This window comes from Streptomyces sp. NPDC055025, from assembly GCF_053608565.1.
This window is the reverse complement of sequence record NZ_JBSGVS010000037.1, coordinates 42783-68632: the sequence shown is the minus strand read 5'-3', so window position 1 is coordinate 68632 and position 25850 is coordinate 42783. Positions and strand designations below refer to the sequence as shown.

Here is a 25850-nt window from a genome sequence, read left to right as displayed (position 1 = left end):
GCGCTGTCCGCAGCCAGCATCGCGGTGCGGGGACCATTGATCCAGGGGTTGGCGGGAACGTCGGGGAGAACACGCGGTGACCGGGTGAAGCGCGCCGGAGCGCACACGGACCCGCGAGAGGCGGCGTCGTAAGGGATTCTGACGTGATATCAGCGGCGCGGGGCCGCCGAACCGGACCCCCGGGCCCCCGAACCGGACCCCGGGCCCCCGAACCGGACCCCGGGCCCCCCTCACGAACCCCGTTCAGTCCCGGCGCAGCAGCAACAGGGCCATGTCGTCCTCGCCGCTCTCCTGCCCCCGCTCGTCGAACAGCAGGTCCGCCAGTTCCGCCGGATCGGCGGGGCCCGTCCGTACCCTCTCCCTGAGCACTTCGAGCCGCTCCCCCAGATCGGTCCCCGGCTGCTCCACCAGCCCGTCGGTGAAGAGCAGCAGTGTGTCGCCGGGCCCGAGCACCCCCGTGGTCACCGGGTAGCCGATCCCGCCGGGCCGGGTGAACTCCGCCGAGAGCCCGAGCGGCAGTCCGCCCGCCGAGGGGATCCAGTGGCAGCTTCCGTCGGCACGCCGGAGCAGCGGATCGAGATGCCCGGCCCGTACGACGCTCAGCGCCCCGCTCGACAGATCGATCTCCACGTAGGTACAGGTCGCGAAGCGGTCGGTGCCCAGCTCGTGCAGGAGCGCCGAGGCGCGGACCATCGCGGTCGCGGGCGGATGTCCCTCGGAGGCGTACGCCCAGAGCGCCATGCGCAGTTGTCCCATCACCACCGCCGCGTCCGTGTCATGGCCCTGGACATCGCCGATCGTCAGCCCGACCCGGCCGCCCGGCAGCGGAAGGACGTCGTACCAGTCGCCGCCGACGCTGCGGCCCAGTCGCGCGGAGCGGTAGCGGACGACGGTCCGTACCCCGGGGATGTCGGGGATACGGCGCGGGAGCATCGCCTGCTGGAGGCCCTCGGCGAGATCGTGCTCCTGTTCGTAGAGCATGGCGCGCTGGAGGCTCTGGGCGATTCCGCTGCTGAGGGCGACCAGCAGATTGCGCTCCTCGTCGCTGAAGGCGCCGTGCCGGGGATAGAGCAGTCCGAGGGCGCCGATCGGCCGGGCCTGGGCGATCAGCGGCAGATAGGCGCCGGAGCCGACCGAGAGCGGTTCGAGGTGGGGCCACAGAAGGGGGTAGCCGGCGCGGAACTCCTCGCGCGAGGTGATGAAACGCGGCCGCTGGGTGCGTACCACCTCGCTCATCGGGAACTGGTCGTCGATCCTCGTGTAGAGCAGTTCCGGTACATAGGAACCGAGCCGTCCCTCGGCGACCAGCCGGATCCGGCCGCCCTCGATCACCCCCAGCATCACGCTGACGGCCCGCAGATGTCCCAGCGCCTCGTCGTCCTTGAGGACGGCGATGACATCGTCCATCGAGGTGGCGCGGGCCAGCAGGGCGGTGGTCCGGTCGACCACCCCGGTCAGCCGGCGCCGCCCCTCGTCCACCTCGCTCCTGAGGGCGGCCTCGGCCAGTTCCTGTTCGGCGGACCGTACGATGCCGATGATCCTGCGGGGCCGCCCCGCCTCGTGCCGGATGTGCGCCTGGGTTCGGGTCCAGTGCAGCGATCCGTCGCGGTGCCTGATCCGGAAGTACGCGCCGTAGGAGTTCAGTCCCTCCTCGAGCGCCCGCGCGATCAGGCTCTTCAGCCGCGCCGCCTCGTCGTCCGGCACCAGATCGAGAAGGGTCTTCGGATCGCCGTCGAACTCCTCGGGGCGCAGGCCGAAGATCTCGAGGGCGGGCCCGTCGAGATGCACCAGCCCGCTGTCGAGATCCCAGTCGAAGCCGCCCATACGGTTCAGCGCCAGGCTCAGATCCGGATGGGCGGGCCAGTCGTCCGGCAGCGATACGGCAGCCGGAGGTCGACCCCGATCAGCCATGCGGCCACCATCTCACCGATCGGGCGGTCGCACGCCCCGGGCGCGTCCTGACGGGTGCCGGCGGGTGCCGGCGGGTGCCGGCGGATCCCCGCGGACGGCGGCGGGATCCCGGCGGATCCCCGCCGGGGCGACCGGATCGCGGCGGATCCCCGCCGGGGCGACCGGATCGCGGCGGTTCCTGTGAGACCGCCCCGGAAAGCGCTTCCGACCGTGGGCCGGTCGGAGGAGACTGCGTGTCTGCACGCCGAGGGCTAATATGATCATCATTCGAAAGAGGACCCCGCTCTCCATGCAGAATCCCGAATCAACCCCGCGTTCCAGTCCGCTGGACCACCACTACTCGGGGGAGCACCCGCTCCGCACGCTCGCCTACCTCTTCCGCCCCGACCGCCGCAGGCTGCTGCTCGCCGTCGTGGTCTTCGCCGTCAAGCACATCCCCGTCTGGATGCTGCCCCTGATCACGGCCAACATCATCGATGTGGTCGTGGACCACCGGCCCGTCTCCCACCTCTGGTACAACACGGGGGCCGTGGTGCTGGTCCTCGTGCTCAACTTCCCGCTGCATCTGCTGTACGCGCGTCTGATGAGTGCCAGCATCCGCCGGATGGGACGTGAGCTGCGCTCGGCGCTCTGCCGCCGGATGCAGTATCTGTCCATCGGCTACCACGCCCGGGTCAGCGCGGGCGTGCTCCAGACCAAGGTCGTACGGGACGTCGAGTCGGTGGAGACGATGACCCAGCAGAGCGCCGACATGGGACTCGGCGCCATCATGACGCTGCTGGGCGGACTGGCGGTGATCGGGTTCCGTACCCCGGTCGTGCTGCCGGTGTTCCTGGTCGTCGTCCCGCTGGCGGCGCTGCTGGTACGCCGGCTGCGCTCCCGGATACGGAGCAACAACGAGGAATTCCGGCTGGAGGTCGAACGGCTCTCCTCCCGGGTCGGTGAGATGACGACACTCATACCGATCACCCGCGCCCACGGTCTGGAGAACGCGGCGCTGCACCGCGTCGACAACACCCTGGAGCGGGTGGTCACCGCCGGATTCCGGCTCGATGTGCTCAACGGCCGCTTCGGATCGCTCTCCTGGATCCTGCTCAACACCATGGCGGTCGGCTGTCTCTCCGGCTCGGCGGTCGTGGCGTACTACGGCTGGCTGGGACTCTCGGCGGGCGATGTGGTGATGATCAGCACCTTCTTCACCGCGCTGACCGCCTCGCTGACGACGCTGATGAATCTGACCCCGATCATCTCCAAGGGGCTGGAGTCGGTGCGTTCGGTCGGTGAGGTCCTCCAGGCACCCGACCTGGAGAGCAACGAGGGCAAGACCCTCGTCGAGCGGGTCGGGGGACGGATCGACTTCCAGGGGACGGGCTTCCGCTACCCCGACGCGACGGAGCACTCCGTGAGCGGGTTCGATCTGTCGGTGCTGCCCGGCGAGACCATCGCGCTGGTGGGGGCCTCGGGCGCGGGCAAGTCCACGATCCTCAATCTGCTGATCGGTTTCATCCGGCCCACGGAGGGCCGGATCCTGCTCGACGGTACGGACATGGCGTCCCTGGATCTGCGCACCTACCGGCGCTTCCTCTCCGTCGTACCGCAGGAGTCGATCCTGTTCGAGGGAACCATCCGGGAGAACGTCACCTACGGTCTGGAGGGCGGCGCGGACGAGGAGGCGCTGCGGGAGGCCCTGCTGGCCGCTCACGCGATGGAGTTCGTCGACCGGCTGCCCGACGGTCTCGACACCGTGGTGGGGCAGCGCGGCGCCCGGCTGTCGGGGGGTCAGAAGCAGCGGCTCGCGATCGCCAGGGCGCTGATCAGGGATCCGCGGGTGCTGGTGCTCGACGAGGCGACCTCGGCGCTCGACAACCGGTCGGAGGGGCTGATCCAGGACGCGCTGTCCCATCTCGTCCGGGGCAGGACGGTCTTCGTGGTCGCGCACCGGCTCTCCACCATCAGGAACGCGGACCGCATCATCGTGATGGACCGCGGCAGGATCGTCGAGGTGGGCAGCCACCATGAGCTGCTGGCGCGGGGCGGGGAGTACGCCACCACGCTCCAGCCCCGCCGCTCCGGCTGAGCCCGGGTCACCCGGGGAGGGGTCCGGCTGTCAGCCATGTCCGCGCGGGCGGGCCGGACCGTCCTCGTCCGCGGGATCGGTACGGCGGGCTCCGACGTGTTCGTACGCCGGCGTCATCTGTACGCCGGCGACCTCATGGCATCAGTCCGGTCGGGCCCCGCGACGGGCTCGACCGGCCGGCCGGAAGGCTGGGACCGCTCGGCCGACCGGCCGACCGGCTGCCGGAAGATGCGGCACCGAATGGCTGGTTGTCCGTTACCGAGCGTGAGTCAGGGCGTTGAAGGGCGTGAAGGCCGCACATCTGCGGCCGCGCCCCACACGTCCAAGGAGAAACTTGATGTCGCGTATCGCAAAGGCAACCGCTGTTCTCGTCGGCACGGGCGCCGTGCTGGTCGGTGGCGCCGGTATGGCCGCTGCCGACGCCGAGGCCGAAGCGGCGGCCGTCGGCTCGCCGGGTGTCCTGTCCGGCAACGTCCTCCAGGTGCCCGTGCACATCCCGGTCAATGTCTGTGGCAACACGGTCGACCTGGTCGGTCTGCTCAACCCGGCGTTCGGCAACCACTGCGCCAACATCTCGGGCAAAACCTTCAAGACCCACGGCCACGGCGGCCACGGCGGCTACGGCGGCTGATCATCCGGTGAGGACGCACGGCTCCGGGGCCGTGCGTGACCGGTGAGTGACGGCCTCCCGCGTTCACGCGCGGGAGGCCGTCGTGTCCACCGGGCAGGGACCGCGCGATCGTGCGCCGGAGGATCGCGCACCGGGGGCTCGTGCGTCCGGGATGATCCGCCGAGAGGGCGGGCACGGTCACTGTTCGTAGCGGTACAGGTCCCGGTGGTCGAGGAGTTCGGCCGGTTTGGCGTCCCACGGCGGCATGGGTTCCTCCAGGCTGATGACCCGTCCGCTCTGCGGATCGCCGGGGCGCAGCCGGGTCCTCGGCAGATAGACCGCCTCCGGATGCCGCTGCTGCCAGCGGTCCCACAGCAGGTCGATGAAGGAGTGGTGGAGCCAGAAGACGGGGTCGTTCGGGGAGGAGGCACCCAGCATGTGCCCGCCGACCCAGCGGTGGACGCGATTGTGGTTGCGCCAGCGCTCGGCGCCGCCGGAGAGCCAGCCCTCCAGCCGGTTGCGGAACCCGGAGGCGACGGTCGAGTCCCAGGGGGCCGCGTCGTACACCGGCTCGTTCATCGCCCAGTCCAGTTCGTCGTGGCTGGGCAGCGCGATCGGCGCGGACGGCCGGCCCAGATTGCGCGTCAGATACTTCTGGTCCGTCACCCCGTGTCTGATCGTCCACTGTCCGGTTCCGTATGCGAACGGACCGGTCATGACCTGATGGTCACGCGCGCGGCCGTTGCCACCGAGGAAGTCCTCGGACCAGAGCGCGGCGGCCGGTGTGTTGTCGGCCGTCCAGTCCCAGTAAGGGACGGTCACCTTGGCGTCGACCCGCTGGAGCGCGTGCTCGAACTCCAGCAGGAAGCGGCGGTGCCAGGGGAAGAAGGACGGCGTCATGTGCGCGGCGCGCGGACCCTCCTCCGCGTCGGTGACGTAGAACTCGATGTGCTGCCGTACGAACTCGTCGTACTCCCCCGTACGTTTCAGCTCCAGGACGGCGTTGACGAAGCCTCTTCGCTCCGCGCCGGTCAGATTCCGCTGGTTCTTTCTCGTGTACACCGCGAAGGCCCTCCCAGGGGTTCACATGTGATGGATCGGTCCGGAGAGCGACAGTCCGGCGCCGGCGAGGTCGTCGACCGCCGCGCGGGCCGCGTCCAGCGGGGTGGGGAACGACTCGTAGTGGTTGACGACACTCAGATAGCTGCCGTCCGCGCGCCGCATCGTCTGGAGGGGCCGGCCGTCGATACGGATGTCGAGCACGGACGGGACGGCCAGGAATCCGGCATCGGAGGGAGCGCGGACGCCCCCCGTGACATCGATCCGGATGTGCCGTCCCCGGTACATCTCGTCGGCCGTCCCGCCCGCTCCGGCCGCTCCGCCGCCGGCCCCGTCCGTATCCGCTCCGCCGCCCGCCCGGTGGCCCACCCTGAGGATGGGCGTCAGCACCGCCGACGTGCCCGCGACCACTCCGAGGGCGAACACCCCGCGCAGGAGCCGGCGCCGGGGGCGACGGGGACCGGCCGGCGCCGGCTGTTCGGGACACGGTACGTGGACGGGTCTCGGCTCCATCTGGTCGTCCGGCACAAGGGACCTCCGCTCGTCGGTGTGGGGGCGCTCGCTCCGGTACGCGGGCGTGCGAAGACCGGCCGCTGCCCCGACCGGCACAACGAGACGGTGGGCAAACGGTTATCCGGCGGGCGGCCTTCTCTGGTCCGCGCGGCGCGGAAACGCGGGGCAGCGGGCGGTGCGGTGCGAAGGCCGGTGAGGTGATGAGGCAGGGTAGGCGGGGACCGGACGATGACCGGCAGCACAGCACCGAGGACGCGGGAGGCAGCTTGTCCGTCGAGGAATCCGGGCACCGGGGGCCGTCGTGGGACGGCGAGGGAGATCCCGTGGCGCGGGACACCCTCAGCGCACCGGCCGGCGGCGGGCGGACACCCGGCGGGCCAGGAGCCGACAAGCCGCCGCCCGACCACCCGTCACCTGGCGGACCGGCCCCCGGCGGGTCCGCTCCCGGCGGGGCCGGACGCATCACCGGAGCGTTGCGCCGTACACCGCTCGCGCTGTGGCGGGACGACGCCACCGACCGGGCCGCCGCCCTCACGTACTACGCCGTTCTGGCGATCTTCCCCGCACTGCTGGTCACCGTCTGCTCCATCGGCCTCGCCGGTCCCGGTGCGAGCGGGCAGCTCGCCGGCCAGATCACGGTCCTCGTTCCCGCGCAGTCCCGGGTGCTGGTCCACAGCGCCCTGGAGGAGATGGCCCGGCAGCGCTCCGCGGCCTGGGTGCTGGCGTCCTTCGGCACCGTCGGCGCCGTGTGGTCGGCCTCCAGCTATCTCGGGGTGTTCCGCCGGGCCCTGCACACCATGTACGGCACCGTCGACCGCAGACCGCCGTGGCGTACGGCGCCGCGGATCGCGATCACCGCCTGCGCCCTGCTCGCGCTGCTGGTGACCAGTGCCTTCACGCTGGTGCTGACGGGTGAGGTCGCGGCCACGCTGGGGCGGGTCCTGGGGATGGACTCGACGGTGAGCCTGGTGTGGAACGCGCTGAAGTGGCCGCTGCTGCTGACGCTCGCGGCGGTTCTGGTGCTGGTGGTGTTCCGTACCGGTCCGCCCGGCAGACGGGGGCTGCGCCACGCGCTGCCCGGCGGGGTCCTCGCGGTCGCGCTCTGGCTGCTGACCTCCGCCGGCTTCGCGCTCTACACGGCGCAGGCGGGCACGTACAACCGGCTGTACGGGTCGCTCGCCGGGATCATCGTCTTTCTCGTCTGGCTCTGGGTCACCAATCTCTCCCTGCTGGCCGGTGCCCAGTTCAACGCCGAACTGGTCAGGAAGAACAGCTCGGAACCACGCGAAGGCCGGAACGGCGACCTGTAGGTCGTCGGACCGGCCTTCGCGCCCGCACCCCGCGGCCCGAAGGCCACGGGTACGGGGACCGAACGGTGTCAGCAGCTCAGATTGGCCCCGGGAGTGGTCCCGAGGATCTGCACGAAGCGCTGGTAGTTGTTGATCCGGCTCTGGACCTGCGCCGGGTTGCGTCCGTCGCACTCCAGGGAGCCGTTGATGGAACGGATCGTCTGGCCGAAGCCGGCCTGGTTGACCATCGCGTTGTGCGGGGTCATCGTGCCGGGACCGTTCTGGGTGTTCCAGTACCAGAGACCGGTCTTCCAGGCGACGGCCGATTCGCGCTCGACACGCCACGGGTCGGCCAGCAGGTTGATACCGAGCGCGTCACCCGCGGCCTTGTAGTTGAAGTTCCAGCTCAGCTGGATCGGTCCGCGCCCGTAGTACGCGGCCTGACCGGCCGGGCAGCCGTACGACTGTGACGTGTCGCAGTAGTGCGGGTAGTTCGCGGTGTTCTGCTCCACCACATGCACGAGACCGCCGGTCTCGTGGCTGACATTGGCGAGGAAGGCCGCGGCCTCCTGCCGCTTCACCGTGTCACTGCCGGTGTTGGCGAAGCCAGGGTACGCGCTCAGCGCGGCCGTCAGCCCGCTGTAGGTGTAGAAGGAATTCCGGCCCGGGAACATCTGGTTGAACTGGGACTCGCTGACGACGAAGCCACCGGCCGGCGGCGGGTCGGTCGGCGGGGTACCGGTACAGTTGTACGGCTCCCAGTACCAGGTGCTGATGACCGGGTCGTAGCCCGGGTTGTCGTGCTCGGCCACATAGAACTTGCCGTCGGTGTACTTCACGATGTTGCCGGCGACATACGCGCGGCCCGCGACCCAGGCCGGGTAGTCACAGGCGCCGGAGCCGCCGCCGGGGGTGGAACCGTCACAGGAGCCCTGGTCGGCCCAGACATCGCTGGAGCCGGGGGTCTCCCCCTGTGTCCACCACTTGGCCGACCAGTTGCGACCGTTGTACGAAGCCGTGTTGCCGCCGGTGTACACGGCGGACGCGTTCCATCCCGCCGCGCAGGTCGCGGCGGAGGCGGAAGAGGCGGGCAGGAAAATCGTGAGGGCGAGGGCCGAAACCATCGCCGCGAACAGGGCAAGGGCGCGCTGTCTCAAACGACTCACTCCTTCGCGCGAGCAACCGGTTGTCCGGCTGCTCGCCATGGGGGGTGAGGGAACCAAATCGGAATCGCGTGAACCTGTCAAGGTCTAGACCAAGGGATGGAGCGGAGGTCACAGCACACCCGGACGATCCGGCCACCCGGGCCACCAGGACCGGCCATCCCGGGGGCAACCGGAGGCACACGAAGGCACCGGCGCACCCCTGGCGTCGAGACGGTGCCCACCGAGACTCCGGCCGCCCCCGCCACCTCCTTGATCCCCACCGGACGCCGCGTCAGACGGTGACCTCCACCAGGTCCAGATCGGTCAGACCGGAGAGCGCGCGCAGCTCGGGCAGCAGCCGGCCGGTGGCCAGGGCCCAGTGGTGACCGACCCCGCTGGCGCTCCACGCGTCGGTCCACTCCCCCGGATCACAGCCGAAGTCGACACGGGAGGTGGTGTTGCCGATCTCCAGATGCGGCCCGGGGACGATCTCGCCCTCGGCCGCCACCAGCCGGTACCGGCCGTCACGGCTCTGTCCCACGCCGACCAGGGTGACGGGACCGTGCCGTACGTCGAACTCGACGGAGACGCCCCAGCCCCGCTTGCCGTGGTAGACACCCAGACCGCGCAGCAGCGGCTTGCGCTCGCTGATGGCGAGATGACCGGGGCCGTCATGGCCCATCTCGACGACTCCGGCCGTGAAGTCGAGCGCCTGGAGTTCGGTGAAGGATCCGCCCGCGCCGAGACGGTCGGCGATCAGCATCGCGAGCGAGGTGCGCAGTTCGTACTCGCCGCAGGCCGGGACACCGCGGGCGGTCAGCAGCGAGGAGCCGAGGATCATGCCCGCGCCGAGCCGTTCATGGATCTCGCCGTCGAGGCCGCGGTGGTAGTACGCGAGCGAGTCCAGGTCGAAGTCGGCCACCAGCCGGTCGAGCCCGACGGAGACGCGCGCCGCCCAGCGCAGATCGTCCTCGACCACGGAGTCGGCGAGTTCGAAGACCTCGCGGGTCTCGTCGAGCTTCGCGGTCAGCTCCCGGTCCTCGACCCGTTCGACCCGGACCCGCAGATCGTCGAACTCGACGACCTCGACATGGCCGCCGAGATTGGCCGGGACCATGGTGAGGTCGGTGGAGACGTCGTACATACCGGGATAGAGGTGTCCCATCAGGCCGTGCCGGCCGTGGCGCAGGACGGAGCGGACGCCGGCGGCGCGGATCCAGCGGCCGATGCGCCCCCAGGCCCGCTCGTCCTCGAGGTGCCCGGAGACGGAGCGGAAGGGGACACCCACGCGCTCGAAGGCGTTGGCCATCTCCGGCAGCGGGCAGGCGCCGCAGTACGCGAGCCACTGTCCGGTGTCGAAGGAGGCGTGATCCATGGACGGTGTGGGCTGGAGATTGATCAGCAGGACGGGCGCGCCGCTGCGCTGGGCGACGGGGACGAGCATGGTCGCCGTCATATAGGTGGTGAGGAAACCGACGATCAGATCGCAGTCGGCGGCGCGGAGTCTCTCGGCGGCCTCGGCCCCTTCCCGGGCGTCCGAGATGAAACCGGCGTCGACGACCTCGGCGTCGAACTCCCGCATACGTGCGGTGACCCGGCCGGCCGAGCGCCGTAGCTGCGGCAGGAGACCGGGGAACTGCGGCCAGTAGGCGCCCAGTCCGCCCGCGACCAGCCCGATCCTGGGCTTGCGGGCGACGGCGGGGGTACGGACGGTCATGGCGGCTCCGTGGTCAGAAGTCGAACTCGTCGATGTTGGTCCTGTCGAAGACGGTCGGCTCGCCGAGGATGACCTCGCCGTCCTTCCCGATCGTGTACTCGCCGAGCCTGCCCGCCTCGAACCTCTCACCCTCGGCGCCGGTGATCTGTCCCGACGCCAGGGCCGCCGCCGCGTACGCGCCCAGATAGCCCAGCTCCTCGGGGTTCCAGAGCGAGAACTGCTCGACGGTGCCGTCCTTGACGTACGTGCGCATCTGGTTCGGTGTGCCCAGGCCGTTGAGCACGACCTCGCCCTTGTACGAGGAGTCGCTGAGATAGCGGGCGGCGGCGGCGATACCGACGGTGGTCGGCGAGATGATGCCCTTGAGGTCGGGGTAGGCCTGGAGCAGTCCCTGTGTCTGCTGGAAGGACTTCTGGTCCGCGTCATCGCCGTACGCGACCTTGACCAGCCGCATGTTCCGGTACTCGGGCCGCTTCAACTCGTCCTTCATGAACTCGATCCAGGTGTTCTGGTTCGTGGCGTTCTGGGTGGCCGAGAGTATGGCGATCTTGCCCTGGTGGCCGATCTGTTCACCGAGGTGCCGGACGAGACCGCGGCCGATCTCCTCGGAGCCGGCCTGGTTGATGAAGAGCTGGCGGCACTCCTTGGCGGTGTCGGAGTCGTACGCGACGACCTTGATGCCCTTCCTCATGGCCTGCTTGAGCGGCCCGCACACCGCGTTCGGATCGTTGGCCGCGATCAGGATGGCGTCCTGGCGCTGCTGGATGAGGGTGTTGATGTACGAGACCTGCGAGGAGGCACTGGCGTCGGAGGGGCCGACCTCCTTGCCGGTGGCGCCGTACTCGGCCGCGGCGGCGATACCGGCCTCGTCCACGATCTTCTCGTACGGGTTGTTGATCTGCTTGGGCAGGAAGGCGAGCTTGAGGCCCTTCCTCAGGGGCGCGTCCGGATCTGCCTCGGCGGCGGTGGCCGTCTTCGTGGTCTCCTTCTCCGTGCTGTTCTTGGTGGTGCCCGAGCAGGCGGCCAGGGCGACGGTGAGGGCACAGACGGCGGCGGCCGCCGTGCGGCGCCGGACGGCGGTACGGATGATCATGGCGGGCATGTGCCTTTCGCGAAGTACGGCGGGGGGTCGGGGAGTCGGCGGGCGGGGAGGCTCAGGACCCGGACGCGCCGACGGCGGCCCGCCGGTGACGGCGCTCCACCACGGCCGCGACGACTCTCGGGGCGAGGACCGAGGCGACGAGCAGCAGCCCGGTCACGATGACCTGGACCTCGTTCGGCACATCGTTGAGCGTGAGGAGGTTCTTGAGGACTCCGATCAGCAGCACACCGGCGACCGCGCCGAAGAGTGTGCCCTTGCCCCCGTCGAAGTCGACGCCGCCGAGCAGGACGGAGGCGATGACGAGCATTTCGAAGCCGAGGCCGTTGTCGGCGCGCGCGCTGCCGTAGCGGAGGGTGAAGACGATCCCGGCGAAGGCCGAGAACACCCCGGTGACCACGAAGAGGATCAGCTTGAACCGCTTGACCCTGATCCCGGCGAAGTAGGCCGCCTCCTCCTGCGCGCCGATGGCGAACAGCGACCGTCCGAAGGAGGTGGAGTGCAGCAGTACGGCCGTGGCGACGGCCAGTACGAGGAACAGGACGACGGGGTAGGTGAGGAAGGTGCCGGGGACCGTGGTGGTGTCCACGGCCCGGTCGGCGTACACCTGGGGGAAGCCGGTGACGGCGTCACTGCCCAGCGCGACCGAGGCGAGGCCCCGGTAGAGGGCGAGTGTGCCGATGGTGACGGCGAGCGAGGGCAGCCCCACCCGGGTGACCAGCCAGCCGTTGAGGAGTCCGCCCGCGACCCCGGCCAGCAGCACCACGGGCACGATCAGCTCGAAGGCCCAGCCCGCGTTCCACAGCGCCCCGGTCAGCGCGCTGCCGAGGCCCAGCATGGAGGCGACGGACAGATCGACCTGTCCGGCCACCACCAGCAGGGTCATGGGCAGGGCGATCAGGGCGACTTCGGCGATGTCGTTGAAGGCGAAGGCGAGATTCCCGCCGGAGGCGAAGCCGTCGGTGGTGCCGAGGCCGGTCACGAACACCGCCACCAGCAGCACGCCGACGGCGGTGTCCCAGCGCGGTCCCACCGTGCGGAACAGCCGCCCGGCCGTCGTGGGGCGGGGCTCGGGCGCGTCCGCTCCCGGCCGGGGCGCGGTCTCCGGCTCGGTCTCCGTCTCAGGCGCCGTTCCCATGGCGGGCGCTCCTCTTCCTCAGGGCCGCTGTCATACGCAGGGAGACGATCCGGTCGACGGTGATGGCCGCGAGGAGCAGTGCGCCGGTGATGGCGCCCTGCCAGAACGCGCCGACCTTCAGGACGATCAGGGCGCTGCCGATGGTGGTGAGCAGCAGCGCGCCGAGCGCCGCGCCCCACACCGTGCCCGTACCGCCCGTGATGGCGACGCCGCCGACGACCACGGCGCTGACGACGGTGAGTTCCCAGCCGTGGGCGTTGTCCGCGACGACGGTGCCGAAGCGGGCGAGCCAGAGGGCGCCGGCGAATCCCGCCACGGCGCCGGAGAAGGCGTACGCGGCGAGGATCCTGCGGCGGATCGGTACACCCGCGAGCCGTGCGGCCTCCGGATGGGAGCCGATCGCGTACAGCTCGCGTCCCGAACGGTAACTCCGCAGGTAGTACGCGGTGAGCGCGAGCAGCGCGAAGGCGATCAGGGGGAGGTACGGGATCCCGATGGCACTGCCGCCGCTGCCCAGGTCGAGGACCGCTTCCGGGATGTCGTCGGCGCTGATCTGCTCGCCCTGCGCCCACCAGTAGTCGAGGCCCTGGATGATGTAGAGCATTCCGAGGGTGACCACGAGCGCCGGGACCCGGCCGAAGCTGACGAGCGCCCCGCTGACCAGGCCGCAGCCCACGCCGAGCGCGATACCGAGCAGCAGCACGGTGAGCACGCCGTGGTCGGTTCCCGCGACGAACTTCCCGCAGGCGAAGGCCGAGAGCCCGACGACGGAGCCGGCCGAGAGGTCGATGTTGCGGGTGACGACGACCACGGACTGGCCGACGGCGAGCAGCACCAGGATGGAGGCGTTGAGGAGGAGGTCCTTGACGCCCTGGCCGTCGAGGAAGCGCGGATTGGAGATCCAGGTGCCGAGGACGAGCAGCGCCAGCGCTCCGGCGATACTGATCTCCCTGGCCCGGAACACGGCGTCGACGAGCGAGCGTGCCGAGCGCTCGTCCCGGCCCGCGTCGGCGGGCCTGTCCAGCAGGGTGGTCATGCCGCCGCCCTGTCGCCGCGGCCGGTCGCGGCGGCCATCACCGTCTCCTCGGTGGCCTCCGCGCGCGGGATCTCGGCGGTGAGACGGCCCTCGTGCATGACGAGCACCCGGTCGGCCATGCCCAGGACCTCGGGCAGATCGGAGGAGATCATGAGGACGGCGAGTCCCTGCGCGGCCAGGGAGGAGAGCAGCCGGTGCACCTCCGCCTTGGTGCCGACGTCGATGCCCCGGGTCGGTTCGTCGACGATGAGGACGGCCGGTTCGGTGGCGAGCCACTTGGCGAGGACGACTTTCTGCTGATTGCCGCCGGAGAGCACACCGACGGGATCGGCGAGCCGGTTGTACGTGAGGTGGAGGCGTACGGCCCAGTCGGCGGCCCTGCCGCGCTCCAGCGCCCGGCGCACCAGACCGCCCCTGCCGAGGCGGCCGAGCCCGGTCAGCCCGATGTTGCGCTCGATGGACATCTCCATCACCAGTCCGCGCAGCCGCCGGTCCTCGGGAACGAGCGCGAGTCCGGCGTCCATGGCGGCGGTCGGTGAGCCCGCGGGCAGCTTCCGTCCCCCGACCTCGACCTCGCCCGCGTCGGCCCGGTCGACACCGAAGACGGCCTGCGCCACCTCGCTGCGCCCCGCGCCGACGAGCCCGGCGAGCGCCACGATCTCGCCCCGCCGTACGTCGAACGAGATGTCCCGGAAGACCCCCTCCCTGGTCAGCCTGCGCACCGACAGGGCGGTCTCCCCGACGCTCGCCCGCCGCTCGGGGTACAGCTCCCCGAGATCACGGCCGACCATGCCGCGTACGAGATCGTCCTCGGTGAGTCCGTCCAGCGGCCGGGAGGAGATCAGCCGGCCGTCGCGCAGGATGGTGACCCGCCGGCAGAACTCGAATATCTCGCCGAGCCGATGGGAGATGAACAGCACGGCGGCGCCCTCCGCCCGCAGGGTGCGCACGACGGAGAAGAGCCGCGCGGTCTCACCGCCCGTCAGGGCCGCGGTGGGCTCGTCCATGATCAGGACGCGCGCGTCGAAGGAGAGCGCCTTGGCGATCTCGACGATCTGCTGGTCCGCGATGGAGAGTCCGCGCGCGGGACGGTCGGGGTCGAGTCCGACACCGAGCCGCTTCATCAGGGCGGCGGTGCTCTCCCGTACGGCCCCGCGGTCGATACGGCCGAGCGAGCGCCGGGGCTGACGGCCCATGAAGATGTTCTCCGCGATCGACAGATCGGGGAAGAGCGTCGGTTCCTGGTAGATGACGGCGATCCCGGCGTCGCGGGCGTCGGCCGGACCGTGGAAGACGACGGGTCCGCCGTCGAGGAGCACCTCGCCGGCATCGGGCCTGTGCACCCCGGCGAGCGTTTTGATCAGGGTGGACTTGCCCGCGCCGTTCTCCCCGGCGAGCGCGTGCGCCTCACCGGGGAACAGTCGCAGGGAGACGTCCCGCAAGGCCCGTACGGCGCCGAAGGACTTGCTCACATCCTTCAGTGCCAGGACCGGGGCGGGGCCCGTGGCGGGCTGGTTCATGAGGGCTCCTCAGCGGCGGCGGGCCGATGGCGGCGCCCGCCGTGAAAGGTTTCAATGAGGTTGCACGGAAGCTAAACGGCCTTCCAGAGCGGCGTCAATGGGCTGCGCTCGACATGTTCGGGTGAATTCGCGGGGATGCGACCCGAACAAAGGGAGGTGTCGCGCGGAGGGTTGACACGTTCCGGCAGCTCCCATAACTTCGCCGCGATGAAACGATTCATAGGGAATCGCGGCACTGACTCCGGCTCGCCCCGCGAGTCCGCACCACGGGAGCGCTGGGATATGACGGGTCCATCCGCCGAGTCCGCTGTGAAGGCGGCGCTGAGGTCACAGGCCGTCGAGACGCCGTCATGGGCGTTCGGGAACTCCGGTACCCGGTTCAAGGTGTTCGCCCAGCCCGGTGTGCCGCGTACGCCCGCCGAGAAGCTCGCGGACGCCGCGCGGGTGCACGCGCACACGGGCGTGGCCCCGACGGTGGCGCTGCACATCCCGTGGGACCGGGTGGACGACTACGGCGCGCTGGCCGGCCGGGCCCGGGAGCTGGGGCTGCGCATCGGGGCGATCAACTCGAACGTGTTCCAGGACGACGACTACAAGCTCGGGTCCGTCACGCATCCCGATCCCGCCGTGCGCCGCAAGGCGCTGGGGCATCTGCTGGAGTGCGTGGACGTCATGGACGCGACCGGCTCGCGCGATCTGAAGCTGTGGTTCTCGGACGGGATCAACTACCCGGGCCAGGACGACATCGCGGCACGTCAGGGACGGCTCGCCGAGGCCCTGTCCACGGTGTACGGGCGGCTCGGGGACGGTCAGCGGATGCTGCTGGAGTACAAGCTGTTCGAACCGGCCTTCTACGCCACGGATGTGCCGGACTGGGGAACGGCGTACGCGCACTGTCTGAAGCTGGGCCCGAAGGCGCTGGTGGTCGTGGACACCGGGCACCACGCGCCGGGCACCAATATCGAGTTCATCGTCGCGGTACTGCTGCGCGAGGGGAGGCTCGGCGGATTCGACTTCAACTCCCGCTTCTACGCGGACGACGATCTGATGGCCGGGGCCGCGGATCCCTTCCAGCTCTTCCGGATCATGTACGAGGTGATCAGGGGCGGCGGGTTCACGGCGGAGACGGCGTTCATGCTCGACCAGTGCCACAACATCGAGGAGAAGGTCCCCGCGATCATCCGGTCGGTGATGAACGTCCAGGAGGCCACGGCCAAGGCGCTGCTGGTGGACGCGGAGGCGCTCGACGCGGCCCAGCGGAGCGGTGACGTACTGGCGGCGAACGCGGTGCTCATGGACGCCTTCAACACCGATGTGCGCCCCCTGGTGGCCGAGGTCCGCGCGGAACTGGACGCGGACGCCGACCCTGTCGCCGGGTACCACGCCTCCGGCTACGGAAAGCGGATCGTCGCCGAACGGGTCGGCGGCACCCCGGCCGGCTGGGGCGCCTGAATCCCGGTCCTCACCGCCCGTATCCGCCCCCGCACCTCACAAAGGGACATGATGACCGACCAGCCTCACCCCCACCCGGTGCCGGCCGCGCACCCGGTGGCAGCCGTGCAACCCGTGGCCACCGTGCATCCCGTGACAGCCACGCACCCGGTGGCGGCCGAGCTGCTCGACCGCTCGCACCGGCTCGGCGCCGATCCGCGCAACACCAACTACGCCGGCGGCAACACCTCCGCGAAGGGATCCGCCACCGACCCCGTGACCGGCGACGACGTCGAACTGATGTGGGTCAAGGGCTCGGGCGGCGATCTGGGCACCCTCACGGCCGACGGCCTCGCCGCGCTCCGCGTCGACCGGCTGCGCGCGCTGGCGGCGGTCCACCCGGGGGCGGCGCGCGAGGACGAGATGGTCGCCGCGTTCGACTACTGCCTGCACGGCAAGGGCGGGGCGGCCCCCTCCATCGACACCGCGATGCACGGACTGGTCGACGCCCCTCATGTGGACCATCTCCATCCCGACTCGGGTATCGCCCTGGCCTGCGCGGCCGACGGGGAGAAGCTGACGGCCGAATGCTTCGGCGACACCGTGGTCTGGGTGCCCTGGCGCAGGCCCGGCTTCCAGCTCGGCCTGGACATCGCCGCGGTCAAGGAGGCGAACCCCCGGGCGATCGGCTGTGTGCTCGGCGGCCACGGCATCACCGCCTGGGGCGCCACCTCGCGGGAGTGCGAGCGCAATTCGCTGCACATCATCCGTACCGCCGAGGCGTTCCTCGCCGAGCGCGGCGGGGCGGAGCCCTTCGGTCCCGTCCTGCCGGGGTACGAGCCGCTGCCCGAGGCCGAGCGGCGGGCGAAGGCGGCGGCGCTGGCCCCGCTGATCCGTGGTCTGGCCTCCACCGACCGGCGCCAGATCGGCCACTACACCGCCGCGGAGCCGCTCCTCGACTTCCTCTCCCGCGCGGAACATCCCAGGCTGGCCGCCCTGGGCACCTCCTGTCCCGACCACTTCCTGCGGACCAAGGTCCGCCCCCTGGTGCTCGATCTGCCCGCCGGGGCGCCGCTGGAGCGGATGAGGGAGCGACTGGCCGAGCTGCACTCCGACTACCGCGCGGAGTACCGGGCGTACTACGAACGGCACGCGGCGCCCGGCTCCCCGCCGATGCGCGGGGCGGATCCGGCGATCGTGCTGGTGCCGGGTGTGGGCATGTTCTCCTTCGGCAAGGACAAGCAGACCGCCCGGGTGGCCGGGGAGTTCTATCTCAACGCCGTCAATGTGATGCGCGGGGCCGAGGCCGTCTCCTCGTACGCGCCGATCGAGGAGTCCGAGAAGTTCCGGATCGAGTACTGGGAGCTGGAGGAGGCCAAGCTGCGCCGTATGCCCGCGCCGAAGGCGCTGGCGGGCCGGGTCGCGCTGGTGACGGGCGCGGGTTCGGGGATCGGCAGGGCGATCGCGCACCGGCTGGCCGCCGAGGGCGCGTGTGTGGTGGTCGCCGATCTCAACTCCGGGAGCGCGACGGCGGTCGCCGGGGAACTGGGCGGCACCGACACTGCGGTGGCGGTCACCGTCGACGTGACGGACGAGGAGCAGATCAGGACGGCGGTCGACGCGGCCGTCCTCGCCTTCGGCGGGGTGGATCTGATCGTCAACAACGCCGGTATCTCGATCTCCAAGTCCCTGCCGGAGACCACCGCGCGGGACTGGGACCTCCAGCACGCCATCATGGCCCGAGGCTCCTTCCTGGTCTCGCGTGAGGCGGTCCGGGTGATGACCGATCAGGGATTCGGCGGCGACATCGTCTATGTCGCCTCCAAGAACGCCGTGTTCGCGGGTCCCAACAACATCGCCTACTCCGCGGCCAAGGCCGACCAGGCCCATCAGGTGCGGCTGCTCGCCGCCGAGCTGGGCGCGCTCTCGATCCGGGTCAACGGTGTCAACCCCGACGGGGTGGTGCGCGGTTCGGGGATCTTCGCGGGCGGCTGGGGCGCCGAACGGGCGGCGGTGTACGGCGTGGAGGAGGAGCGGCTCGGCGAGTTCTACGCCCAGCGCACACTGCTCAAGCGGGAAGTGCTGCCCGAGCATGTGGCCAACGCGGTGTTCGCCCTGACGGGCGGCGATCTCAGCCACACCACAGGGTTGCATGTACCGGTCGACGCCGGGGTGGCGGCGGCGTTCCTGCGCTGAGAACGAGGTCCGTCGTGTCATCCACCGCGCCACTCCCCTTCGCCGCCGTCGATCTCGGCGCGTCCAGCGGCCGTGTCATGGTCGGCCGTGTCTCCGGCCGTGGCGCGGGCACACTGCGTCTCCAGGAGGTGCACCGGTTCCCCAACCGCCCGGTGCGGACCGCCGGCACACTGCACTGGGACATCCTGTCCCTGTACGGAGGTGTCCTGGACGGGCTGCGGGCCGCGGGCAGGGCGGCGGGACGGGCGCCGGCGAGCGTCGGCGTCGACACCTGGGGCGTCGACTACGGACTGCTCGACGCGGACGGTGCGCTGCTCGGCAACCCCGTGCACTACCGCGACACGCGTACCGAGGGCCAGGCGGCGCTGGTGGGCGCCGTGCTGCCACCGGCCGGGCTGTACGCGGCGACCGGCCTCCAGTACCTCCCGTTCAACACCCTGTACCAGCTCACCTCGGCGCGGGGCACCGCCGCGCTGGGCGCCGCGCGGCGGCTGCTGCTGATCCCCGACCTCCTCGTGTACTGGCTCACCGGCGAGGCCGGGACCGAACTCACCAATGCCTCCACCACCCAGCTCATCGACCCCCGTGCCCGTGGCTGGTCCCGGTCGGTCGCCAACGCGCTCGGCATCGATCTCACCCTGTTCGCGCCGCTGCGCGGACCGGGTGACCGGGCCGGTGAACTGCTCCCGGAGGTGCTGGCGGAGACCGGTCTGTCCGGGCCTGTTCCGGTGACGGCGGTCGGCTCGCACGACACGGCGTCCGCCGTCGCGGCGGTGCCCGCGACGGACGACAGGTTCGCGTATGTCGCGACCGGCACCTGGTCCCTGGCGGGGGTGGAACTGGACGCGCCCGTCCTCACCGAGGAGAGCAGACGCGCCAACTTCACCAATGAACTGGGCGTCGACGGCACGGTCCTCCATCTGCGCAACATCATGGGTCTGTGGCTGCTCCAGGAGTGCCTGCGCACCTGGGAGGCGGCCGGCCCACCGCAACGGCTGGACCGGCTGCTGCGCGAGGCCGCCGAGGTGCCCGGACTGCGGTCGTACGTCGACGCCGACGACCCCGCTTTCCTCGCGCCCGGCGACATGCCCCGGCGGATCGCGGACGCGTGCCGCCGCCTGGGCGTGCGGCCACCGGAGGGGCCGGCCGAGACCACGCGGTGTGTGCTGGACTCGCTGGCCCTGGCGCACCGGCGTGCGATCGAGGACGCCCAGCGGCTCTCCGGCCGCGCCGTGGACACCGTGCATGTCGTGGGTGGCGGCGCCCGCAACGGGCTTCTGTGCCGGCTCACCGCCGATGCCTGCGGACTGCCCGTGGTGGCGGGGCCCGCGGAGGCGGCGGCCCTCGGCAACGTACTCGTACAGGCACGCGCGGCGGGCGCCGTGCGCGGCGGTCTCGCCGAGCTGCGCGCCCTGCTCCGCGCCACGCTGGAGCTTCGCCGGTACGAGCCGGCCGGTGACCGGGCCCGCTGGGACCGGGCCGCGGCACTCATCGAGGGGCATACCCCGCATATGATGGTCCTACCGGACAGAGGTCCCCAGACGATGTGACAGAACGGGCAGGAACGCGTGGCGCAGACGGTCGGCATCAAGGACGTGGCCCGGCTGGCCGGGGTCTCGGTCGGGACCGTCTCGAATGTGCTGAACCGGCCCGAGAAGGTGTCGCAGCACACGCTCGTACGGGTCCGCGCCGTGATCGACCAACTCGGTTTCGTACGGAGCGAGACGGCCCGCCAGCTCCGGGTCGGTACCAGCCGGATCCTGGCCATCCTCGTCCTCGACATGGCGAACCCCTTCTTCGTCGCCGTCGCCAAGGGCGCCGAGCGCGCCGCGCGCGAGGCCGGGCTCGGGGTGATGCTCTGCAACAGCGCGGGCAGCGCGGCCGAGGAGGCGGAGTATCTGGCGCTCTTCGCCGAGCAGCGGGTGCGCGGGGTGCTGCTCACCCCGACCGACGCGTCCGGCAGCACCGTGCGGGAGTTCGCGCGTCAGGGCATTCCGTACGTCCATGTCGACCGGGCCGTGCCCGCCGACGAGGGGTGCTCCGTCTCGGTGGACGATGTGGCGGGCGGCGCGCTCGCGGTCCGGCATCTGCTGGCGGCCGGACACCGGTCCGTGACCTATATCAGCGGCCCGATGTCGCTCCCCCAGTGCCGGGACCGCCGTACGGGCGCGCTGGCCGCGCTGCGCGAGGCCGGTCTGCCCGAAGGGGCCCTGCGGCAGGTGGAGTCGGCGCGGCTGGATGTCGCCTCCGGTATCGACGCCGGAGCACGGCTGCTGGGTCTGGCGGAGCGTCCGACCGCCGTGTTCTGTGCCAACGACCTGCTCGCGCTGGGTGTGCTGCAAGCGATGTACGGAGCCGGGGTCGATGTGCCCGGCGATGTGTCGATCGTCGGGTACGACGACATCGAGTTCGCCGCCGCGGCCGTCGTACCGCTCACCTCCGTACGGCAGCCGGCCGACGCGATGGGGCGCGCGGCGGCGGAGATGCTGATGGACGAGACGGGACCGGACGCGGAGCAGCACGGACACCGCTCCGTCGTGCTCCAGCCCGAGTTGGTGGTGCGCCGCTCGACACGCCGGCTGGACCGGCCGACGCGCTGACCGCCGGCCCGTCGGTGACGGGGCGTCGGAACACCTGGACCGGCTACGGAGCCGCGTAGCAGTGGACCTTGACCGTCCGGTCCGGGCTCCAGCGCTGGTCGACGACGGCCATCAGATTCCAGCCGAGGCGTTCGTAGAGCGCGGCCGCGGCAGCGGCGGTGTCGCAGGCCACGACGTCCAGTACGGGGTGCAGACCGCGTTCGCGGGCCTCCCGTGCGGCCTGGGACATCAGCAGACCGCCGATCCCATGGCCGCGCGCCGAGCGGGCGACGAACAGACGGCCCAGTACGACGGTGTCGGTGACGGGCGTTCCCGTCCGGCTGCTCCAGAGGGCGGGGGCCACATCATCCGCGCCGGCCGGGGTGAGAGCGGCATGGCCGACGATCCGTCCGTCCAGTTCGGCGACCCAGGCGGCCAGTTGCGTGGGGCCCGCCAGCCAGTCGGCCGCGCTCTCCGGCCAGTTCACGGGATAGCCGTCAACTTTGTGCACCTCGGCGAGCACCCGCAGGCAATCGGCCAGGTCGTTCTCGCCGCGGCGCCGGACATCGCACATCGGGATGTCATCGGCTTTCGGCAATGTCTGTCGATTCACCGAACCATGCAACCACAGCGGGCCACGGATCCTTGCCGTGCCAGGGTCAACCATGCTCACGTGCCTGCCTGTTCGAATACCTGGGCATGGCTGGACAGTGACTGAACTACGTCCGCATTTGCTCCAAATCACTGGTAGATGAGGTGCGGTTGATTCAAGAGAGGGTCAATAATGCGCCAAGACCAGCCAATGCCCAAGGGTCTCCTGGATAGTCTCCGGCCGTGATATCGACCAGACATGCGAATAGACCCTCCGCAGCGACCGGCACACCCCGCCGCACGCTGCTCCGCGCCGCCCTGGCCGGTGGCGCCGCCACGGCCGGTGTGGCCATCGCCGCGCCCTCCGCGGGCGCCGCGGACCGCCACCTGCCCCGTCCGCGTCCGACCACTCCGGACGAGGCCCTCCGCGAACTCTCCGACGGCAACCGGCGCTGGCGGACCTTCCGGGAGCAGCACCCGCACGAGACCGAGACCGTGCGTCAGGCGCTTGTCTCGGGACAGCACCCCTTCGCCCTCGTCCTCGGCTGCATCGACTCCCGGGTACCGCCGGAGCTGGTCTTCGACCAGGGCCTCGGCGATCTGATGACGGTACGGTCGGCCGGCGAGGTCCTCGACGAGGCCGTCCTCGGCAGCATCGCCTACGGCGTGCTGGAGCTGGGGATCCCGCTCGTCCTCGTCCTCGGGCACCAGTCCTGCGGCGCCGTGGCCGCGGCTGTCGAAGCCGAGAAGTCCGGCGAGGAACTCCCCGCCCACATACAGTACTTGGCCGACCAGATCCGCCCGGCGATCGTGCACTCCGTGGAGGGTGACGCGCGCGTGGACGCGACCGTCACCGCCAATGTCGCCCGGGTGACCGGACGTCTGGCCGCGGAGCCCGACCTCGCGGCCAAGGTGGCCGAGGGCAAGCTGGCCATCGTCGGCGCCCGTTACGAGCTGGGCACCCAGCTCGTCCACAGGATCTGACCCCCTCCGCGCTTCCGCTCTTTGTCCGAATGGTCCCTGGCCGGGGATGGAGCAACCCCCGGCCAGGGAACGAATACACCCCTCCCCCTTGATGTGGTCGCGACACCTGTGCCATATATGTCTAGACCATTGCCCCCGGGTGGAGGACACGGCCATGCCCAGGATCGTCAGTCTTGCCGCGCTCATGTCCGCCGTTGTACTCACACTGGCCGCCTGCGGCTCGAACGACGAGGAGGACAAGGCCCCTTCGGCACCGGCCGGGGTCACGGTCCAGGCGGGCAGCGCCACTTCGGTCCATGTCATGTGGAACCAGCCCCCGGCGAAGGCCGGGATCAAGGGCTATGAGGTGTACCGGGGCAAGACGAAGATCAAGGACGTCCCGGCCGAGAAGACCATGATCGATGTCACCGGGCTGAAGCCGTCGACCGCGTACACCTTCTCCGTCCGGGCCAGGACCGACGAGGGCGCCTTCTCGCCGTACAGCGGTGAGATAGCCGTCACCACACCCGCCGCGGTCGCGGAGGACAAGGAAGCACCCGCCCGTCCGGAGAAGCTGACCGGCAAGAGCGACGGCGCGCGGGCCGCACGGCTGAGCTGGGCCAGGCCCGCCGGTGACCAGGGCATCACCTCCTACGACATCTACCAGGGCGACTCCAAGATCCATAGCGTGGGCGGTGACACGACCACCGCGCGGATCACCCGGCTGCGGCCGGGGACCCACTACCGCTTCACGGTCACCGCCCGGGACGCGGCGGACAACACCTCGCCCGCCAGCCGCACCGCCGAGATCACCACCCCGCGCGGGCCCGGCGACGACCCCGACACCGCCCCGATCGACTTCCGGGCCGCGACACACGCCGCCGACGGCGCACACTATGTCGATCTGTCCTGGCTGGCGCCGAAGACGGGCGGCGAGGTCCCCTCCTACCAGATCTATGTCGACGGCGCCTTCGCGACGACCCTGATCTGGGGCGGTGAGGCCCCCAAGGGCCGGGCCACCTACAGCGTGTATGTGAGCAAGAAGGCCGGCGAGACCTACCGGGTGAAGCTCCGTGCCAAGCTGCCCGACGGCAACTGGGGAAAGTTCTCCCCGGAACGCGCCATCGTCACGGGCGAGACCAGCCCCTGACGCGCCATCGCCACCCGTGGAGGCCGCCCCTGACGGGACCTGCCCCTGACGGTCCCCGCGCCACACAGCCGTCATGGCCGACGGGCCGGCCCGCGTCGCTCACCGCCGATCCGCAGCCGGCTCAGCAGACCTCTGCGAGCAGCCGGGCATGACGGCTCGGGGGCTCTCCGCGCCCGAGGTGGCGCCCCGTCCTCATACGGACCGGCGGGGCGCGGGACGGGGCGGGCGCGCCTTGCCTCCGTCATGAGCGCGTCCAGGTTCGTGCGGTGCCATCGGATCTCGTCCGGATGGTCGGCCACCACCAGCCGCCGCACCGTCGCCCGCGCCGCCTCCGATTCCGGCTGGCCGGGGGCGAGTTCGGGCCGCAGCCGGTGCAGCTGGGCCCGTTCGTAGGGATCAGGCACCAACTCGGCCAGCAGGGCCGGGTCCAGCACACAGCCGACGACGGCCGCGCGCTCCCACGGATCCTCGCTCTCGTGCAGCAGATGACCGATGCGCCTGCCCCGCCAGTTGCGCGGACGCCGGTCCTCCTCCGCGTCCGGACCATGTCGGAGCGGCCCTGGCAGCCGGCCGGTGAGCAGCGCCGGTTCCCGGGCGGCGAATGTCCTTACCTCATCGGCGGGATAGAGCCAGACGACCGCGCGATACCGGTTCAGATAGAACCTCACCGGAGCGATGAATCCCGCCCGTGCCAGCCGGGTGAAGCGGCCCGGACTGACGGTCAGCAGCTCCGCGCCCTCCGCCGTCCCCACCGTACGCGCCCGCTCGCGCAGCGCCTCCGGGAATCCCTCCGCCGCCCGCAGCCGGTCGATCTCCTGTCGGGTGACCTGCCGCCGCCCGGCGGCCGGTCCGGCGATGGTGCGGATATGGCCCAGCTGCGCGGCGAGCTCGAACTCTCCGCGTCTCAGCTCCAGCTCCCGCGCGGCCCGCACGACACCGACCGTACGTGCCGTGCGCGGCTTCTTCTCGGCGGGCTCCGCCGCCCCGGCCGTGGCGGCGGTCGCCGCCGTCGTATCCACAGCCGTCGTATCCATGGACACGCCCGGGACCAGGCCTGGCTCCTGGCCCTGATCCCCGTTCCCGTACCGGACTTCGCTCCGGCCTCGGCGCCGGCTGCGGATGTCGCCCTGGGCATCGCTGACGGACATGGTGGTCCTCCCCCGTGAGTCGTTGTCTCTCTCGCGATCACTCGCGATTACTCCCGGTGACGACCGTAGCGCGATGGCCACGTTCTCCGTCAGGCCTGTGGACAACTCCGAGGGCCGAGCGGAAAGACCAGCTCAGAGGCCACTCAGACTGCTGTGACCGGATTGCCTGACCGCGACTGCGAGATGCTCGCCGACCCGGTTGACGAGCAGCGTCATCTCATAGGCGACCTGACCGACATCGGCCTCCGCCGTGGTCAGTACGCACAGACAACTGCCGTCGCCGGCCGCGGTGACGAACAGCACCGCCTCGTCGAACTCGACCATGGTCTGCCGGGCCTGGCCCGCCCTGAAGTGGCGTCCTGATCCCCGGGCGAGGCTGTGCAGCCCCGAGGAGACGGCGGCGAGATGCTCCGCGTCCTCGCGCGCCAGTCCCGCACTGGCTCCCGTCACCAGACCGTCGTTGGACAGGACCAGCGCGTGCTGTATGTGCTCGACTCGCTCGGTCAAGTCGTCCAACAGCCAGTCAAGTCCCTTTTCGAGTGGCATTGCCGTTCCTCCCCGTTCAGATGTTCCCCTGGCTCGCAACGCCCCGTAGCCTTCCGCACCCGCCGCTCCCGGGCAAGCGCTCGCCGGGCCCCGGGGCCCCGGCGCACACCCGGGGCGTCGTATCGCGCGGGG

The 25850-nt window shown here is 70.9% G+C and carries 21 protein-coding genes; 9 read left to right on the top strand and 12 right to left on the bottom strand.

Annotated elements, in window-relative coordinates; genetic code table 11:
* Nucleotides 1-243 precede the first annotated feature (243 nt).
* Nucleotides 244-1911: a SpoIIE family protein phosphatase gene (locus tag ACWGDX_RS22800; protein WP_453628230.1), complete on the bottom strand. Its 1668-nt coding sequence runs from the start codon at nt 1909-1911 to the stop codon at nt 244-246.
* 289 nt (nt 1912-2200) lie between these two features.
* Between ACWGDX_RS22800 and ACWGDX_RS22795 the strand changes: the two genes are divergently transcribed.
* Together ACWGDX_RS22795 and ACWGDX_RS22790 are read left to right on the top strand one after the other, a co-directional pair.
* Nucleotides 2201-3988 (top strand): ABC transporter ATP-binding protein, encoded by a 1788-nt coding sequence (locus tag ACWGDX_RS22795; protein ID WP_453628228.1) that lies wholly within the window; start codon nt 2201-2203, stop codon nt 3986-3988.
* 337 nt (nt 3989-4325) lie between these two features.
* Nucleotides 4326-4619 carry a chaplin gene (locus tag ACWGDX_RS22790; RefSeq protein ID WP_453628226.1) on the top strand — a complete coding sequence of 98 codons (294 nt, stop codon included), beginning with the start codon at nt 4326-4328 and terminating at the stop codon, nt 4617-4619.
* 177 nt (nt 4620-4796) lie between these two features.
* Here ACWGDX_RS22790 and ACWGDX_RS22785 read toward each other — a convergent pair whose 3' ends face one another.
* Complete coding sequence (locus ACWGDX_RS22785; RefSeq protein ID WP_453628224.1) at nt 4797-5660, bottom strand: tyrosinase family protein; 864 nt, start codon at nt 5658-5660, stop codon at nt 4797-4799.
* Between the two features lie 21 nt (nt 5661-5681).
* The gene (locus tag ACWGDX_RS22780; protein WP_453628222.1) at nt 5682-6083 is read right to left on the bottom strand and encodes a tyrosinase family oxidase copper chaperone; all 402 of its coding nucleotides are present in this window, start codon (nt 6081-6083) and stop codon (nt 5682-5684) included.
* A gap of 410 nt (nt 6084-6493) precedes the next feature.
* Between ACWGDX_RS22780 and ACWGDX_RS22775 the strand changes: the two genes are divergently transcribed.
* On the top strand, nt 6494-7480 hold the full coding sequence (locus ACWGDX_RS22775; RefSeq protein WP_453628220.1) for a YihY/virulence factor BrkB family protein: 987 nt from the start codon (nt 6494-6496) through the stop codon (nt 7478-7480).
* A 68-nt stretch (nt 7481-7548) separates the two neighbouring features.
* On the opposite strand, the gene ACWGDX_RS22770 is transcribed toward ACWGDX_RS22775, so the two are convergent.
* The 6 genes from ACWGDX_RS22770 to ACWGDX_RS22745 all read right to left on the bottom strand — a co-directional run bounded on the left by ACWGDX_RS22770 (nt 7549) and on the right by ACWGDX_RS22745 (nt 15114).
* Complete coding sequence (locus ACWGDX_RS22770) at nt 7549-8616, bottom strand: glycoside hydrolase family 19 protein (RefSeq protein WP_453628218.1); 1068 nt, start codon at nt 8614-8616, stop codon at nt 7549-7551.
* Nucleotides 8617-8896: 280 nt separating this feature from the next.
* Entirely contained in the window at nt 8897-10321 is a 1425-nt protein-coding gene (locus tag ACWGDX_RS22765) for an arabinose isomerase (protein WP_453628217.1), read from the bottom strand.
* Nucleotides 10322-10334: 13 nt separating this feature from the next.
* Nucleotides 10335-11414 (bottom strand): rhamnose ABC transporter substrate-binding protein, encoded by a 1080-nt coding sequence (gene rhaS, locus ACWGDX_RS22760; RefSeq protein ID WP_453628271.1) that lies wholly within the window; start codon nt 11412-11414, stop codon nt 10335-10337.
* 61 nt (nt 11415-11475) lie between these two features.
* Nucleotides 11476-12558 carry an ABC transporter permease gene (locus ACWGDX_RS22755; RefSeq protein ID WP_453628215.1) on the bottom strand — a complete coding sequence of 361 codons (1083 nt, stop codon included), beginning with the start codon at nt 12556-12558 and terminating at the stop codon, nt 11476-11478.
* Nucleotides 12542-13594: an ABC transporter permease gene (locus ACWGDX_RS22750; protein ID WP_453628213.1), complete on the bottom strand. Its 1053-nt coding sequence runs from the start codon at nt 13592-13594 to the stop codon at nt 12542-12544. The genes ACWGDX_RS22755 and ACWGDX_RS22750 overlap by 17 nt, the downstream gene beginning before the upstream one ends.
* Complete coding sequence (locus ACWGDX_RS22745; RefSeq protein ID WP_453628211.1) at nt 13591-15114, bottom strand: sugar ABC transporter ATP-binding protein; 1524 nt, start codon at nt 15112-15114, stop codon at nt 13591-13593. The genes ACWGDX_RS22750 and ACWGDX_RS22745 overlap by 4 nt, the downstream gene beginning before the upstream one ends.
* Before the next feature lie 282 nt (nt 15115-15396).
* Between ACWGDX_RS22745 and rhaI the strand changes: the two genes are divergently transcribed.
* The 4 genes from rhaI to ACWGDX_RS22725 all read left to right on the top strand — a co-directional run bounded on the left by rhaI (nt 15397) and on the right by ACWGDX_RS22725 (nt 21341).
* A complete protein-coding gene (gene rhaI, locus ACWGDX_RS22740) occupies nt 15397-16566 on the top strand; it encodes an L-rhamnose isomerase (RefSeq protein ID WP_453628209.1) in 1170 nt (389 codons plus the stop codon).
* Nucleotides 16567-16698: 132 nt separating this feature from the next.
* Nucleotides 16699-18741, top strand: a complete 2043-nt coding sequence (locus tag ACWGDX_RS22735) for a bifunctional aldolase/short-chain dehydrogenase (protein WP_453628207.1) — start codon at nt 16699-16701, stop codon at nt 18739-18741.
* Nucleotides 18742-18755: 14 nt separating this feature from the next.
* Entirely contained in the window at nt 18756-20291 is a 1536-nt protein-coding gene (locus ACWGDX_RS22730; protein ID WP_453628205.1) for a rhamnulokinase, read from the top strand.
* Nucleotides 20292-20309: 18 nt separating this feature from the next.
* Entirely contained in the window at nt 20310-21341 is a 1032-nt protein-coding gene (locus ACWGDX_RS22725) for a LacI family DNA-binding transcriptional regulator (protein WP_383032458.1), read from the top strand.
* A gap of 43 nt (nt 21342-21384) precedes the next feature.
* On the opposite strand, the gene ACWGDX_RS22720 is transcribed toward ACWGDX_RS22725, so the two are convergent.
* On the bottom strand, nt 21385-21894 hold the full coding sequence (locus ACWGDX_RS22720) for a GNAT family N-acetyltransferase (protein WP_453628269.1): 510 nt from the start codon (nt 21892-21894) through the stop codon (nt 21385-21387).
* Between the two features lie 260 nt (nt 21895-22154).
* Here ACWGDX_RS22720 and ACWGDX_RS22715 point away from each other — a divergent pair, with 260 nt between their 5' ends.
* Complete coding sequence (locus ACWGDX_RS22715; RefSeq protein WP_453628203.1) at nt 22155-22895, top strand: carbonic anhydrase; 741 nt, start codon at nt 22155-22157, stop codon at nt 22893-22895.
* Between the two features lie 154 nt (nt 22896-23049).
* Nucleotides 23050-24024 carry a fibronectin type III domain-containing protein gene (locus tag ACWGDX_RS22710; protein ID WP_453628201.1) on the top strand — a complete coding sequence of 325 codons (975 nt, stop codon included), beginning with the start codon at nt 23050-23052 and terminating at the stop codon, nt 24022-24024.
* A 71-nt stretch (nt 24025-24095) separates the two neighbouring features.
* Here the strand turns inward: ACWGDX_RS22710 and ACWGDX_RS22705 are convergent, their stop codons facing one another.
* On the bottom strand, nt 24096-25172 hold the full coding sequence (locus tag ACWGDX_RS22705; RefSeq protein WP_453628200.1) for a DUF6397 family protein: 1077 nt from the start codon (nt 25170-25172) through the stop codon (nt 24096-24098).
* A 132-nt stretch (nt 25173-25304) separates the two neighbouring features.
* On the bottom strand, nt 25305-25718 hold the full coding sequence (locus tag ACWGDX_RS22700; protein WP_453628198.1) for a roadblock/LC7 domain-containing protein: 414 nt from the start codon (nt 25716-25718) through the stop codon (nt 25305-25307).
* Between the last annotated feature and the right edge of the window lie 132 nt (nt 25719-25850).